Source organism: Perlabentimonas gracilis (assembly GCF_011174675.1).
Classification (GTDB): domain Bacteria; phylum Bacteroidota; class Bacteroidia; order Bacteroidales; family Tenuifilaceae; genus Perlabentimonas; species Perlabentimonas gracilis.
In genome coordinates this window covers 79017-93738 of record NZ_JAANIG010000010.1, presented here as the reverse complement: position 1 = coordinate 93738, position 14722 = coordinate 79017, and the positions used below count along the sequence as shown (strand labels likewise).

The window sequence follows — 14722 nt, the reverse complement described above, 5'->3', positions numbered from 1 at the left end:
CTCAGGTTATAGATGTCGGTTAAAAAGGAAATACTATTTAGGTTTGCTCTGGTATACGTACTCTTTGGTATACTTGGCGCTGCTATTGTGGGCAAAATAGTATACATCCAATTTATCGAAGGATCGGACCTTAGAGCACAGGCAAAAACTATTACCTACAGAGACATCACCATTGAGCCCAACCGTGGCGACATTTGCGCCATCGATGGAAGGCTACTGGCCACGTCGGTACCCTACTTCGAGATAAGGATGGACTTACGAGCAACAGGGCTAACCGATGAGCTTTTTTATGCAAATATCGACAGCTTGGCCTATAGGCTATCGCGTCTATTTCGCGACAAGTCTCATTACTCATACAAATCGGAGTTGGTGAACGCTCGCAAGTTTGCAAGGAACAACAGGTACTATCCGGTTGGTTCTCGGTTAGTCAACTACCTGGAGTTACAAGATATCAAGAATTTTCCGCTATTTAACCTACCCTCCAACCGGGGTGGCTTCATACCTGTTCAGGTTAATCAACGCATTAAGCCTCACTCGAGCCTAGCCTCTCGAACCATTGGGGTTGTAAACGAGAATGGAGTGGCAGTTGGCATTGAGGGAGCATACGACCACATACTAAGAGGGAAAGCAGGGGTAACAACACGTCAACGGGGAAGTGGGAATATGTGGCTCGATGTGAGCAGCGCGGTTCAAGTGGAACCCGAAGATGGCATGGATGTTATTACCACGCTGGATGTTACTCTGCAGGATGTTGCCGAGAAAGCTCTAAGGGCTCAGCTGGCAAAGCATGAGGCTGAACACGGTTCGGTAATTCTGATGGAAGTAGCCACAGGTGACGTTAGGGCTATTGCGAACCTTAAAAAGAACGACAACGGTACATACAGCGAGGTGTTTAACTACGCCATTGGCGAAAGTGCTGAGCCCGGCTCCACCTTCAAACTAGCTTCGCTTATCGCACTAATTGAGGATGGCTACGTTAGCCTTGAAGACACCATTGACACAGGTAAGGGAAGCGTGCAGTACTACGACAAGTGGATAAACGACTCCAAGCAGGGAGGCTATGGCCGTATATCCGTAAAGGAAATCTTTGAATACTCATCGAATGTGGGCATTACCGAACTGGTAACAACCCATTACAGAGGCAAAGAGCAGCAGTTTATCGATAGGCTATACGCAATGAACCTGAACCAACCGCTAGGCATACCCATTAAAGGCGAGGCCAGTCCATACATCAAGTACCCGGGCGACAAACTTTGGTCGGGCATATCGTTGCCCATGATGAGCATAGGCTACGAGGTGCAGCTTACCCCTCTGCAAACCCTAACTCTTTACAATGCTGTAGCCAACAATGGCCGTATGGTTAAGCCAAAGTTCATTCATTCCATTAGGCAGCATGGAAGCACCGAAAGAGTTTTCAAAACCGAAGTGATAAACCCATCTATTTGTTCCAAAAGGACATTGACCAAAGTTCGTGAAGTGTTAGAAGGTGTTGTTGAGAACGGTACTGCTCGCAATCTTCGTAACGCCAACTTTAAAATTGCGGGCAAAACCGGAACTGCTCAAATTGCACAGGGATCAACCGGATACCGATCTGCAACAGGAGTTAGCCACCAAGCATCCTTTGTAGGTTACTTCCCTGCCGAAAACCCCAAGTTTTCATGCATTGTAGTGGTTAACTCTCCATCGCGAAGCGTGTACTACGGGAACCTTGTGGCGGGACCAATTTTTAAGGAGATTGCAGATAAAGTTTATGCAACAAACCCCGACTGGTTTCCAGAGGTTAGCTCAAAGCCACTGCTTGCAGAACTTCCTGAATCGAAAAGTGGCTACAAACCGCTGCTCAAGGAAGTTTTCACAAGCCTAAAAGTTCCCGTAACCGATGAGGCTCCCAGCTACGTGTGGGCTAACACACACAGGAACGACGAGTCGGTGGAGCTACACCAGCGCAACATTGTGCCAAACCTAGTACCCAACGTAGTGGGGATGAGCCTACAGGACGCCATATACCTACTTGAGAATAGCGGATTAAAAGTTACAGTAAGCGGAAGGGGAACTGTTCGAAGTCAATCGATACTCCCCGGATCAAGAATTCGGAACGGAGAAAAAATAACCTTAGAAATGAGCTTTAGCTAGTATGAGGATACTATCAAACATAATTCCAAGCGACCTTAAGGCTAATATACTAGGCCCTGAGAACGTTGGTGTCTCTAGCATCACGCTCGACTCTCGAGCGGCCACTACAAACAGCATGTTTGTTGCCATAAAAGGCACTCAGGCAGATGGGCATAAGTTTATTGACGGAGCCATCGAAAAAGGGGCAACGGTTATTGTATGCGAAACGCTACCAGAACCAGTGAGTTCAGGTATCACCTATGTAAAGGTAGATGATTCGGCCATAGCGCTAGGTAAGATATCGGCTGCATTTTTCGATTACCCATCGCGCAAGCTTAAGCTAATTGGGGTAACAGGAACAAATGGCAAAACCACTACGGTAACACTTCTTGCCCGGTTGGTAAACGCAATGGGCGAAAAATCGGGCTTAATATCAACCGTGCAAAACCAGATTGGCGACACCGTTCTTCCCAGCACGCACACCACACCCGATGCCATAGAGCTAAACAAGCTACTTAGCCAAATGGTAGAAGAGGGTTGCTCCCATTGCTTTATGGAGGTTAGCTCACACGCTGTGGTTCAGAAACGAATTGAGGGGGTAGAGTTTGCCGGTGCAGTATTCACCAACATCACTCACGACCATTTGGATTACCACAAAACCTTTGGCGAGTATATCAAGGCGAAAAAAACCTTCTTCGACAATCTGCCCGCTTCAGCATTTGCACTGATCAATGTTGACGATCGCAATGGAAGGGTGATGGTTCAGAACACGAGCGCCAAGGTTCACTCCTACTCACTAAGGAGCATGGCCAACTATCGATGTAAAATCATTGAGCAACAGCCCCAGGGAATGCTTCTAAATATCGACAATATTGAGGTATGGACACGGCTGATTGGAAACTTTAACGCATACAATCTTCTAGCAGTATACGGAACGGCGCAACTACTGGGGTTTGACCAACAGGAGGTGCTAACAGCAATAAGCAGCATGGGGCCCGTGAATGGGAGGTTCGAGAACCTTATTGCTCCCAACGGAGTAATTGCAGTAGTCGATTACGCCCACACCCCCGATGCGCTGGAGAATGTAATATCAACAATAAACAAGATACGCTCCGAAGGCAACAGGCTAATCACTGTGGTTGGTGCCGGCGGGAACAGAGATAAAACCAAGCGCCCCATTATGGCTCAGGTCGCTATTCAGGGTAGCGATTTGGTGGTGCTCACAGCAGACAACCCACGCAACGAGGATCCAACGCAAATTATTAACGACATGAAGGCGGGGGTTGAACCCGCAAGTGTTGGAAAGGTATTAACCATTCTCGATAGACGTGAGGCCATAAGAACAGCGTGCCTGCTGGCTTCGCCAAACGATGTGGTACTGGTGGCTGGCAAGGGCCATGAAACGTATCAGGAGATAAACGGAGTGCGGCACCATTTCGACGACAAGGAGGAGATATCGGAAATTTTTAAAACTCTACAGGCATGATATACTACCTAGCACAATGGCTTAGCAAGTTAGACGTTCCCGGTATGGGGATGTTCCAATACATCTCGTTCCGATCGGGCATGGCAGTTATTGCCTCGTTACTTATATCGCTACTTATAGGGAAAAGGCTTATACGATACCTGCAACGCAAGCAAATTGGCGAGGAGGTTCGCAACCTTGGCCTAGAGGGACAACTACAGAAAAAGGGCACGCCAACCATGGGGGGTGTTATCATACTGCTTTCTATCATTGTTCCTGTATTGCTATTTGCCAATATCAAAAACATATACATTATTGTAATGCTTGTTTCCACCCTATGGTTAGGTTTAGTAGGGTTTATCGACGACTACATCAAAGTGTTCAAGAAGCACAAGGAGGGATTATCGGGCAAACTAAAAATACTAGGGCAGGTTTCGCTGGGGCTGTTTGTTGGGCTCACCATGTACCTTAGCCCCGATATTGTTGTTAGGGAGAAAATTCAGCCTCAAAAAAGCCAAATACAGAGTGAGATAAGCATCGACGGAGCAGCTAGCAAGCCAACGCTAACACCAAACCAAAAAACCACCAAAACCACCATTCCTTTCTTTAAGGATAACGAATTCGACTACGAGTTTCTAATTCCAATAAAAGGCCCTTGGGCTCAAAAATTGGCATGGATAGTTTTTGTGATTGTTGTAATATTTGTTGTAACCGCAGTATCGAACGGAGCCAACCTAACCGATGGGCTCGACGGTTTGGCCACGGGGGTAAGCGCAATTATGGGCACAACCCTCGGGGTGTTTGCATACCTCTCGGGTAACGTTATTTATGCAGAGTATTTGAACATAATGTACATCCCCGACTCGGGAGAACTAGTAATATTCATGGCAGCCTTTATAGGAGCCGCCATTGGATTCCTTTGGTACAACAGCTACCCTGCACAAGTATTCATGGGCGACACTGGCAGCTTGGCCATTGGGGGAATTATTGCAGTGTTTGCCATCCTTATCAGAAAAGAACTTCTAATCCCAATTCTGTGCGGTGTTTTCTTTGTCGAAACCCTATCGGTAATGATTCAGGTGAGTTACTTTAAGCATACCAAACGAAGATACGGGGTTGGGCGCCGGGTGTTCCTCATGGCGCCGCTCCATCATCACTATCAAAAAAAGGGATTCCCTGAGGCAAAAATAGTTACCCGGTTTTGGATAGTCACATTGCTACTGGCAATATTTACTGTAGTTACGCTAAAAATCCGATAGCTATGCAAAAAGGCGATGTAAAAAAAAGGATTGTTGTACTGGGAGGTGGCGAAAGCGGCGTGGGAGCGGCAGTACTTGCCGTAAAGCAAGGTTTCGAGGTGTTTCTTTCCGACTCGGGAAAGATTAAGCCTAGGTATAAAGAGTTACTCAACAAGTACAAGGTACCGTGGGAAGAGGAAAATCATACCACGGAAATTATCCTCAACGCTAAGGAGGTAATTAAATCGCCTGGCATACCCGAACGCGTACCCATAGTACAGGAGATTGCAAAGAAAGGGATACCAATAATTTCAGAGATTGAGTTTGCAGGCAGGTATACCAATGCAAAAAAAATATGCATCACAGGTAGTAACGGAAAAACCACCACCACCACCCTTATCTACCATATGCTTAAAATGGCAGGTTTAAACGTGGGGCTGGCGGGCAACGTGGGGCAAAGCTTTGCCCTACAGGTGGCCGAGCAAGACTACGATTACTACGTAATTGAGCTTAGCAGTTTCCAACTCGATGGCATGTACTCCTTTAAGGCCGACATCGCCATCCTGCTTAACATCTCGCCCGACCATCTAGATAGGTACGACTACAAGATGGAGAACTATGTGAAATCGAAATTTAGGATTACTCAAAACCTGTCGGAAGATGAGTGTTTCATCTTTTGTTCCGACAATGATGTTACAACCGAGCATCTTAAGGAGATTGTGGTGAAAGCAGAGATGCTTCCCTTTTCGCAGGAGAAAACGGAGGATCAAACGGCATACCTAATCGACCAGCTAATGCATATAAACTACCAGAACAGCGATTTCGACGTTTCAATCGATGAGCTTTCCCTTAAAGGTAGGCACAACGTGTACAACTCTATGGCCGCAGGCATAACGGGCCACGTGCTAAATATACGCAAGGATATCATCCGCGAAAGCCTAAGGTCGTTCGAAGGGGTAGAACACAGACTCGAGCCCGTTTTCAAGGTAAGGGGTGTGCAGTACATCAACGACTCCAAGGCCACCAACGTGAACTCAGCATGGTATGCTCTGGAGTGTATGAAATCGCCAGTGGTTTGGATTGCCGGAGGCCAGGACAAGGGCAACGACTACTCGGAGCTTTTTGCGCTGGTAAAAGAGAAGGTAAAAGCCATTGTGTGCCTTGGTGCCGACAATACCAAGCTGCACCAAACCTTTGGCGAGATGGTTCCCGTTATGGTTAACGCCAATTCGGCAAGCGAAGCGGTTTTGCAAGCATACAAACTATCGGTACCGGGCGATGTGGTATTGCTCTCGCCTGCTTGCGCAAGCTTCGACCTGTTTGAAAACTACGAGGATAGGGGAAGACAATTTAAAGAGGCAGTTAAAAACCTGTAGACTAAGAAATCGATATGGAGAACTTTTTTAGACGGTACTTTAAGGGTGACAGGACGATATGGTTGATAGTTGTACTGCTATCCATCGTATCGCTACTGGCAGTTTATAGCTCTACGGGCTCGCTAGCATATCGATACCAAGGAGGCAATACGGCATACTACTTCATTAAGCAGTTCAGCTTTTTGGGCGCTGGGCTGGCCGTAATATTTCTTGTTCACCTCATACCGTACAGGGTGTACTCACCACTTGGACCACTCTTGCTATACATTGCCATACCCCTACTGCTCATCACCCTGCTTTTCGGAACCAGCATTAACCAAGCATCGCGATGGCTTGAAATTCCGGGCCTAGGGGTTACCATTCAAACATCGGACTTTGCCAAACTTGCGCTTATCATGTATGTTGCACGGATGCTATCGTTAAGGCAAAACAATCTTGATGATATCAAAAAAACTTTCTTCCCCATAGCAATACCAGTAGTTGTGGTTTGCCTGCTTATACTACCAGCAAACTTTTCAACAGCGGCTATGCTCGGGGCATCCTGCTGGTTAATGCTTTTTATAGGCAGGGTAAACCTTAAACACCTGCTTGGGTTCACGGGGCTCGGCGTGCTTGTTATTGGGCTATTCATATTTGTTGCACTAAAGACCAACACCGTAAGCCGTGTTGAAACTTGGAAGAACCGAATTGAGAACTACTCGTCGGAGGGGGGAGGCGATAAGTACCAAGCAACACAATCGAAAATTGCAATAGCTACCGGTGGGCTTGTTGGCAAAGGGCCAGGCAACAGCACCCAGCGCAACCTGCTACCTCACCCCTACTCCGATTTTATTTACGCTATTATTATTGAGGAGTATGGTTTAGTGGGCGGAATTGTGATGCTAATGTTGTACCTTATCCTACTATACAGGGCAGGAATAATTGTGAAGAAGGCAAGGCGAACTTTCCCAGCGTTTTTAGCCATGGGGCTAACGTTGATTCTAGTATTTCAGGCCATGATCAATATGGCAGTTGCTGTAAACCTAATACCTGTAACTGGGCAGCCATTACCTCTGGTAAGTATGGGTGGTACATCCGTACTTTTTACCAGCGCATCGTTTGGCATTTTGCTTAGCATTAGCCGTAGTCAAAACAAGGAGGAACTATTCGATGGAGAAGAAGCACCTAAAGGCGATTATTAGCGGAGGAGGTACTGGTGGGCACATCTTTCCTGCCGTATCCATAGCCAATGCGCTTGGGGAAATTTACCCCGAGGTTGAAATCCTATTTGTTGGTGCCGAAGGCAAAATGGAAATGGAGAAAGTGCCTGCAGCGGGTTATGACATTGTTGGGTTGCCCGTTGTAGGTTTCCACCGTAAGCTAACGCTTAGAAACCTGTCCTTCCCCTTCAAACTGCTACGTAGCTTGCAGAAAGCAAAAGGGGTGGTAAAAAGTTTCAACCCCGATGTTGTGGTTGGCGTGGGTGGTTATGCCAGTGGCCCTGTTTTAAGAATTGCCCAACAGCTAGGAATCCCAACCCTAATTCAAGAGCAAAACTCGTTTGCCGGGGTAACCAACAAGCTGCTGGCCAAAAAGGCTAAAGCCATTTGCGTGGCCTACGAGGGGATGGAAAAGTATTTCCCAGCAAGTAAAATAATACTTACTGGCAACCCCATTCGTCAGGGCCTTGAGAAGATAATACCTAAAACCGATGAAGCGCATAACTTTTTCGATGTACCAAAAGGCAATAAGGTAGTGCTGGTTGTTGGCGGAAGCCTTGGGGCACGATCAATTAACCACAGCATCCTGGGTGATATCGACAAGTTTATTGAGGCAAAAGGGGTTACGCTAATTTGGCAAACCGGCAAGTTCTACATTAACGACATCAAGCAGAAGCTTAACGATAAGAATACAGAAAACATAAAGGTATTTGATTTTATCAACCGTATGGATTTGGCCTACTCCATTGCCGATTTGGTAATATCGAGGGCAGGTGCATGCACCATCTCCGAGCTTTGCATGGTGGGCAAGCCATCCATTTTGGTTCCTTCGCCAAATGTGGCTGAGGATCATCAAACCATGAATGCTCAGGCATTGGCAACCCGCAATGCGGCCATTCTTGTTAAAGACAGTGTTGCTCCAGAAGCACTTGCCACAACGGCACTGGAAATTATTAACGATGAACAAAGACTAAAAACCCTAAGCATCAACATAAAAGAAATGGCGCTTCCCAATGCTGCTAACGACATTGCAAGCAAGGTGATAGAGGTGGCAGGCAGGAGACAACAAGGTGTTTAAATCTTTATAATAACTTTATTTATAACCGTTTGCAGATATCGAAATTGTAACAAAACTTTGTATACAGAATGAACCAGTTTGACAACATAAGGCGCGTTTACTTTATAGGCATTGGCGGCATTGGTATGAGCGCCCTTGCACGCTACTTCAGAAACTGTGGTCTTACTGTTGCTGGTTACGACAGCACTCCATCGCCCCTAATTGAGGCCCTGAACAAGGAGGGCATTGTTGTCAATTTCGAGGATAGCATTACGAATATTCCCAGTGAATATATCAACACGCCCGACGATACGCTGGTAGTTTACACCCCCGCGGTGCCAAGCACCCATAGCCAGCTAAGGTATTTCAGCTACAACGGCTACACGCTCAAGAAAAGAGCCGTAGCGCTGGGTATGATTACCAACGGCTACAGCACAGCTGCCATTGCCGGAACACACGGAAAAACCAGCACCTCAACCCTACTGGCTCACCTAATGGTACAAACCCCACAGGGTTGCAACGCGTTTCTGGGGGGAATATCGAGAAACTTTAATAGCAACATAGTACTAGCCGATACTGGCGCAAAGCGTATGGTGGTTGAGGCCGATGAGTTCGACAGAAGTTTTTTAAGCCTCAACCCGCAGCTTGCCATTATCACATCCATCGACCCCGACCATTTAGATATATACAACAGCCACGATGAGGTAAAAAAAGCCTTTGCCGATTTTTGCACCAACATTACTCCAAGCGGAGTGCTTATTGTTAAGAAGGGTCTTGAGGATATTGCTAAGGGTAACAAAAGCATAAACGTTTACACATACTCGGTTAGCGAAGAAGCCGATTTTTGTGCGTGCAACATCCAGGGAACCAATGGCCACTACCAATTCGACCTGCAAACCCCTTTCGAGATTATTAAGAATATTGAGCTGGGCGTGCTAGGAAGATACAACGTGGAGAACGCCATTGCAGCAGCAGCGGCAGCACTTGTCTGGGGCATTAAAACAAGCGAGCTAAGGCAGGGGTTTAAAACATTTAAAGGGATAGCTCGTAGATTCGACCTGCAGTTCAAAGGAAACTCCATATATATTGATGATTACGCACATCACCCCGAGGAGCTAAATGCTGCCATAGGGTCGGTTAGGGAAATGTTTCCCAACAGGCATATTACTGGGATATTTCAGCCACATCTTTACTCCCGAACACGAGACTTTGCCGCTGAGTTTGCACAAAGCCTAAGCAAACTCGATGAGGTTATTCTGCTCGACATATACCCTGCACGTGAACTACCCATCGAGGGGGTTACATCGGAAATAATCTACAAAAATATCAGCATAAGCAATAAACATCTCGTAAGCCTAAGCCAACTCCAAAACCATCTAAAAAGTTCCGAAATTGATGTATTAATATCTATGGGAGCAGGCAGTATCGACAGGGAGGTTCCCAAGATTGTGAAACTACTAAAGGAAAGGGAGGGGAAGTAGTATGAAGAGATGGAAAATTGTACTGTGGAATTTCACCAAGTGGCTGCTAGTAGGCATATACCTAATAGTTGCCCTATCGTTTGCCAAAAGCAGATCGAGTATGGTTACATGCTCAACCATTAACATTAACATTGCCGACAGCCTTACCAATGCTTTTGTTACCAAAGCCGACGTGCTAAAAACAATTGAGCGGGAACACTCCAACCTCATAGGCATTCCCCTGTCGATGATTAACACGCACGAAATTGAGCAAAGGCTTGGCGCCATGCAGGCAGTTAAGACAGCGGAGGTGTACAAAACCATAAATGGAAGTATATCTATTGATATTGAGCAGAGGAAACCTATAGTACGAATAATTAACCGCCAAGGCCAAAGCTACTACATCGATGTGGAGGGAAGGACTCTGCCCTTATCCAACAAATTCACATCGCATGTGCTGGTGGTAAACGGAAACATTTCGGAACCCTTTAAAATAGAGCCGAATATTCAAATCATGAAATGGGCTAGCGGAAAAAGACCAACCGAAACACCGCTTATTTGTCAACTTTTCGATTTTGCCAGGTATGTAAATAGCGACCCCTTTTGGAGAGCACAAATTACCCAAGTTTATGTTGACAACCCTAGCCACATTGAGCTTATCCCAAGAGTTGGCCCTCACACAGTAATCATGGGTTCACTTGACGATTACCAAACCAAGCTGGCCAAGCTAAAACTCTTTTACGAAAGGGCACTGCCCGAGGAGGGATGGAATAAGTACAAGGAAATTAACCTAAAGTATAAGAATCAAATAGTATGTTCAAAACGATAATATTATGGCACAACAAAACGAGTATGTAGCAGCAATTGACCTTGGCACAACCAAGGTGGTTACAATAATTGGTAAAAAAAGCCCCAACGGTAAACTTCAGGTAGTATCGCACAGCAAGGCGCAGTCAACGGGCATAAAGCGAGGAATGGTGCTCAACATCGAGGAGACCGTGGCTTCAATCCAGCGTACTGTTGAGGATGTGCAGATGAAATCTGGCATCATCTTCAACGATGTGTACGTGGGTATTGCCGGTCAGCATATCCGTAGCGTAAAAAACAGAGGCAGTATTAACCTAACCGCTGCCGACGAAATTATTACACTCGAAAATGTGAACGACCTGATTGAGGATATGTACAAGCTACCAACCGATATTGGCGAGGAGATACTACATGTATTGCCCCAAAGCTTTATTGTCGACAACGAGGGCGGGATAAAGAACCCCATCGGCATGTCGGGCAAACGGCTCGAGGCCAATTTCCATATCGTAATAGGACAAACGGCCTCAGCCAAAAACATTGAGAAGTGCGTAAACCGTGTCGACTTGGTTGTAAACGAGCTAATCCTTGAGCCCATCGCCTCTGCAGAGGCAGTGCTCACCGAGGACGAGAAAGAGGCGGGGGTTGTGCTGGTTGACGTAGGAGGTGGCACCACCGATGTGGCCGTTTACTTCGATGGCATAATTAGGCATACCGCCGTTATTCCATTTGGTGGCAACGTTATTACCAACGACATCAAGGAGGGGTGCTCCATCCTGCTCCGTCAGGCAGAGCAGCTAAAAGTGCAGTTTGGCTCAGCCCTTGGCGACATTGCCCCCGAGGACAAAATTGTAACCATCCCCGGCATTAGCGGCAGGGAGCCCAAGGAGATATCCTTTAAAAGCTTGGCATACATCATCCAAAGCCGTATGGAGGAGATTATCGACTACGTTGCTTTTGAGATAGAAAATTCTGGCTACGCCGATAAGCTAAGCGCAGGCATAGTGCTTACCGGTGGTGGTGCACTGCTAAGGCATCTGTCGCAGCTGGTGAAGTTTAAAACCGGTTTCGATGTTCGGATTGGCTATCCCAACGAGCACTTAACCTCCGATGCCGACGAGGAGATAAACTCACCCACCTACTCAACATCCATTGGGCTGGTGCTTAAGGGCTTTGAGCAGCTCGAAACCTGCAAAAAAATGGATAAGGAGAACAAGGCCAAGGGGATAGAAGAAGAGCAGGCCGAAATTGCTCCAAAGGATATTAAAAGGAACAACCTGCTCGATCGGTTTAAGCGTAAGTTCACCGAGATTTTCGAGGAGAACGATTCCGTGATGTAAACCATTTCAATGCAAAAGAGTTTTATAAGATAAGAACAACGACAAAACACATTGCCATGAGTGAAGAGCTAATACCATTCGATTTGCCAACCTACAAAAAATCAATTATCAAGGTAATTGGTGTGGGTGGAGGCGGGAGCAATGCCGTAAACCATATGTTTGAGCTGGGAATTAAGGATGTTGATTTTGTGGTTTGCAATACCGATGGACAAGCCCTCGAGAACAGCCCAGTGCAGAACAAAATCCAGCTCGGGTCCTCGCTTACCGAAGGACGCGGGGCGGGCAATAAGCCCGAGATAGGCAAGCAAGCTGCCATTGAGAACATCCAGGATGTAATTGATGTTCTGTCCGATGGTACCAAGATGGTGTTCGTTACGGCCGGTATGGGCGGAGGAACGGGAACTGGAGCGGCTCCAATAATTGCGAAAGCAGCCAAGGAGCTAGGGCTACTCACCGTGGCCATTGTAACCATCCCATTCCGTAACGAGGGAAAACGTCGCATTGCTCAAGCAATGGAGGGCATTGAGGAGTTGGAAAAGCATGTAGACTCACTTCTGGTTATTAACAACGAGAAGATTAGGGAAATTTATGGCGACCTTAGAATATCAGAGGCTTTCTCACGGGCCGATGATGTGCTGGCCATTGCGGCCAAGGGTATTGCCGAAATCATAACTGTGCATGGCTATATAAACGTGGACTTTGCCGATGTAGAAACCGTAATGACCAACAGCGGTGTGGCCATCATGGGGTCGGCTATGGCATCGGGCGAGAATAGAGCTATAAAGGCGGTAGAAGAGGCCCTATCCTCACCCCTACTAAACAACAACGATATCTCGGGCGCTCGAAATATCTTGCTAAACATCACCTCTGGTGTGCATGAAATAACCATGGACGAGGTGGGTCAGATAACTGACTACATTCAGTCTGCTGCCGGTGAAGATGCCGACCTAATTTGGGGTAACGGAACCGATGACAGGCTTGAAGAGAACCTAAACGTAACCATCATTGCAACAGGGTTTGGCACCAACAGTATCCCCGAGCTTTACGCCCGCAAAAAGAAGGTAGATGTTATTCCTCTCGACGGGGAGGTATCAACCAACAGGGAGGTTAAGCAACCCCTATTCGAGATAAAAGAGAAGCCTGCTGCCCCACCCAAAAAGGAAAAGCCAAAGACCGACAAGTACCAAAGGGTTATTGAATTCGATCTTACACAAGACGACAAACTCTACAACTTGGAGTCAGAGCCAAGCGCTGACGATGAGCTCGACTTTCAGGTTTCCACCGTTACCCCTAAATCTACCGAGGCAAAGCCTGCGGTTAAAGGACAGGTGATGCGCTCGGAACCTACCCCCCTCCCAACGAAGGACAGTTTTGATCAGATGGAGAAGATACCCGCATACAAACGCAAAAACATTAAGCTTGACGACTCAACGCTATCGAAAAAGCCAAATGTTTCGCGTTACACGCTGAATCAGGAGGATGGCGATATCTTTCTGAGAAACGACAACGCTTATCTTCACGATAACGTAGATTAGCAGACAACTCAGTACCTATAAAAAAAACAGTTGACATGACACTCGAAGAACGCATAAGCCAAGAAATAAAGGCAGCAATGGTTGCCAAGGACAAAGTAAGGCTAGAAGCATTAAGGTCGATAAAAAGCGCTATTATGCTTGCCAAAACCGAAAAAGGAGGGACTGACATGCTTACCCAAGAAGCAGAGCTTAAACTGCTGCAAAAGCAGGCAAAGCAGCGTAACGACTCGGCAGAAATATACCAGCAGCAAAACAGACCCGAGCTGGCCGAAAAGGAGCTGGCCGAAGCCGCTGTGATAGAAGAGTTCCTCCCCAGCATGCTGTCCGACGAGGAGCTGACTGCTGAAGTAAAGGCAATTATTCAATCGGTGGGGGCAAATGGGCCACAAGACATGGGAAAAGTTATGGGTATTGCCACCAAGGCTCTCGCCGGAAAAGCCGAAGGGAAATCGATAGCTAGCAAGGTAAAGGAGCTGCTTGCTAAATAGCTAAACCATAAACACTAGGGAAAAGAAATGGCATATACTCCCGCCAAGCACAAATAGGTGGAAAATGCCATGCCCAAACGGAATGTCGCGCCTAATATAAAAGAATATTCCCAGCGAATAGGTTACGCACCCCACCAGCAGAAACACCAGTGAAATGGTGGGCAAATTGCGCACTATAGGCCCAATGGCCATAATAAACATCCACCCCATTGCACCATACAGGAAGGCCGATACGTTTCGCCACCTGTGGCTGTAGAACCAAACCTTAAACACCACCCCGGCTATTGCCAAACCCCATATAATACCAAACAACACCCAACCAAGCGGTCCCCTGATGGCCACCAGGGTAAACGGGGTGTAGGTTGCTGCTATAAGAATGTAAATGGAGGAGTGGTCGAAGGTGTTAAGGTGGTACTTCCGCCTAACGTTCTTCTCGCTATGAAAAAGAGTAGAAGCGGTATAAAGGGTAATCATTCCTGCACCAAATATGCTATAGCTAACTATGTGCCATGCATCGCCATACATTGCAGCACGAACAACCACAATTGCAGTGCATGCAATGGCTATTAGCACACCAACAGCATGCGATGTACTATTAAAAATTTCTTCGTGCCTTTTTAGTTTACTCGATTTCATACTCGCTTAATC

12 protein-coding genes are annotated in these 14722 nt (G+C 46.7%); 11 read left to right on the top strand and 1 reads right to left on the bottom strand.

Features of this window, described 5'->3' with window-relative positions:
* The first annotated feature begins 12 nt into the window (after positions 1–12).
* The 11 genes from G8O23_RS06610 to G8O23_RS06560 all read left to right on the top strand — a co-directional run bounded on the left by G8O23_RS06610 (position 13) and on the right by G8O23_RS06560 (position 14074).
* Complete coding sequence (locus G8O23_RS06610) at positions 13–2133, top strand: penicillin-binding protein (RefSeq protein ID WP_166363019.1); 2121 nt, start codon at positions 13–15, stop codon at positions 2131–2133.
* Between the two features lies 1 nt (position 2134).
* On the top strand, positions 2135–3598 hold the full coding sequence (locus G8O23_RS06605; RefSeq protein ID WP_166363017.1) for a UDP-N-acetylmuramoyl-L-alanyl-D-glutamate--2,6-diaminopimelate ligase: 1464 nt from the start codon (positions 2135–2137) through the stop codon (positions 3596–3598).
* The gene (mraY, locus tag G8O23_RS06600) at positions 3595–4836 is read left to right on the top strand and encodes a phospho-N-acetylmuramoyl-pentapeptide-transferase (RefSeq protein ID WP_166363015.1); all 1242 of its coding nucleotides are present in this window, start codon (positions 3595–3597) and stop codon (positions 4834–4836) included. Before G8O23_RS06605 ends, mraY begins: the two co-directional genes overlap by 4 nt.
* Positions 4837–4838: 2 nt before the next feature.
* Positions 4839–6191: a UDP-N-acetylmuramoyl-L-alanine--D-glutamate ligase gene (gene murD, locus G8O23_RS06595; protein ID WP_166363013.1), complete on the top strand. Its 1353-nt coding sequence runs from the start codon at positions 4839–4841 to the stop codon at positions 6189–6191.
* 14 nt (positions 6192–6205) lie between these two features.
* Positions 6206–7372 carry an FtsW/RodA/SpoVE family cell cycle protein gene (locus G8O23_RS06590; protein ID WP_166363011.1) on the top strand — a complete coding sequence of 389 codons (1167 nt, stop codon included), beginning with the start codon at positions 6206–6208 and terminating at the stop codon, positions 7370–7372.
* Positions 7341–8468 carry an undecaprenyldiphospho-muramoylpentapeptide beta-N-acetylglucosaminyltransferase gene (gene murG, locus G8O23_RS06585; RefSeq protein WP_166363009.1) on the top strand — a complete coding sequence of 376 codons (1128 nt, stop codon included), beginning with the start codon at positions 7341–7343 and terminating at the stop codon, positions 8466–8468. Before G8O23_RS06590 ends, murG begins: the two co-directional genes overlap by 32 nt.
* A 68-nt stretch (positions 8469–8536) precedes the next feature.
* Positions 8537–9928, top strand: coding sequence for a UDP-N-acetylmuramate--L-alanine ligase (gene murC / locus G8O23_RS06580; protein ID WP_166363007.1), 1392 nt, complete (start codon positions 8537–8539; stop codon positions 9926–9928).
* Between the two features lies 1 nt (position 9929).
* Complete coding sequence (locus G8O23_RS06575) at positions 9930–10736, top strand: cell division protein FtsQ/DivIB (RefSeq protein WP_166363005.1); 807 nt, start codon at positions 9930–9932, stop codon at positions 10734–10736.
* Between the two features lie 4 nt (positions 10737–10740).
* Complete coding sequence (gene ftsA / locus G8O23_RS06570) at positions 10741–12051, top strand: cell division protein FtsA (protein ID WP_166363003.1); 1311 nt, start codon at positions 10741–10743, stop codon at positions 12049–12051.
* 56 nt (positions 12052–12107) lie between these two features.
* A complete protein-coding gene (gene ftsZ, locus G8O23_RS06565; protein ID WP_166363001.1) occupies positions 12108–13586 on the top strand; it encodes a cell division protein FtsZ in 1479 nt (492 codons plus the stop codon).
* A 35-nt stretch (positions 13587–13621) separates the two neighbouring features.
* Entirely contained in the window at positions 13622–14074 is a 453-nt protein-coding gene (locus G8O23_RS06560) for a GatB/YqeY domain-containing protein (RefSeq protein ID WP_166362999.1), read from the top strand.
* On the opposite strand, the gene trhA is transcribed toward G8O23_RS06560, so the two are convergent.
* Entirely contained in the window at positions 14075–14710 is a 636-nt protein-coding gene (gene trhA, locus G8O23_RS06555) for a PAQR family membrane homeostasis protein TrhA (RefSeq protein WP_166362997.1), read from the bottom strand.
* Positions 14711–14722 lie beyond the last annotated feature (12 nt).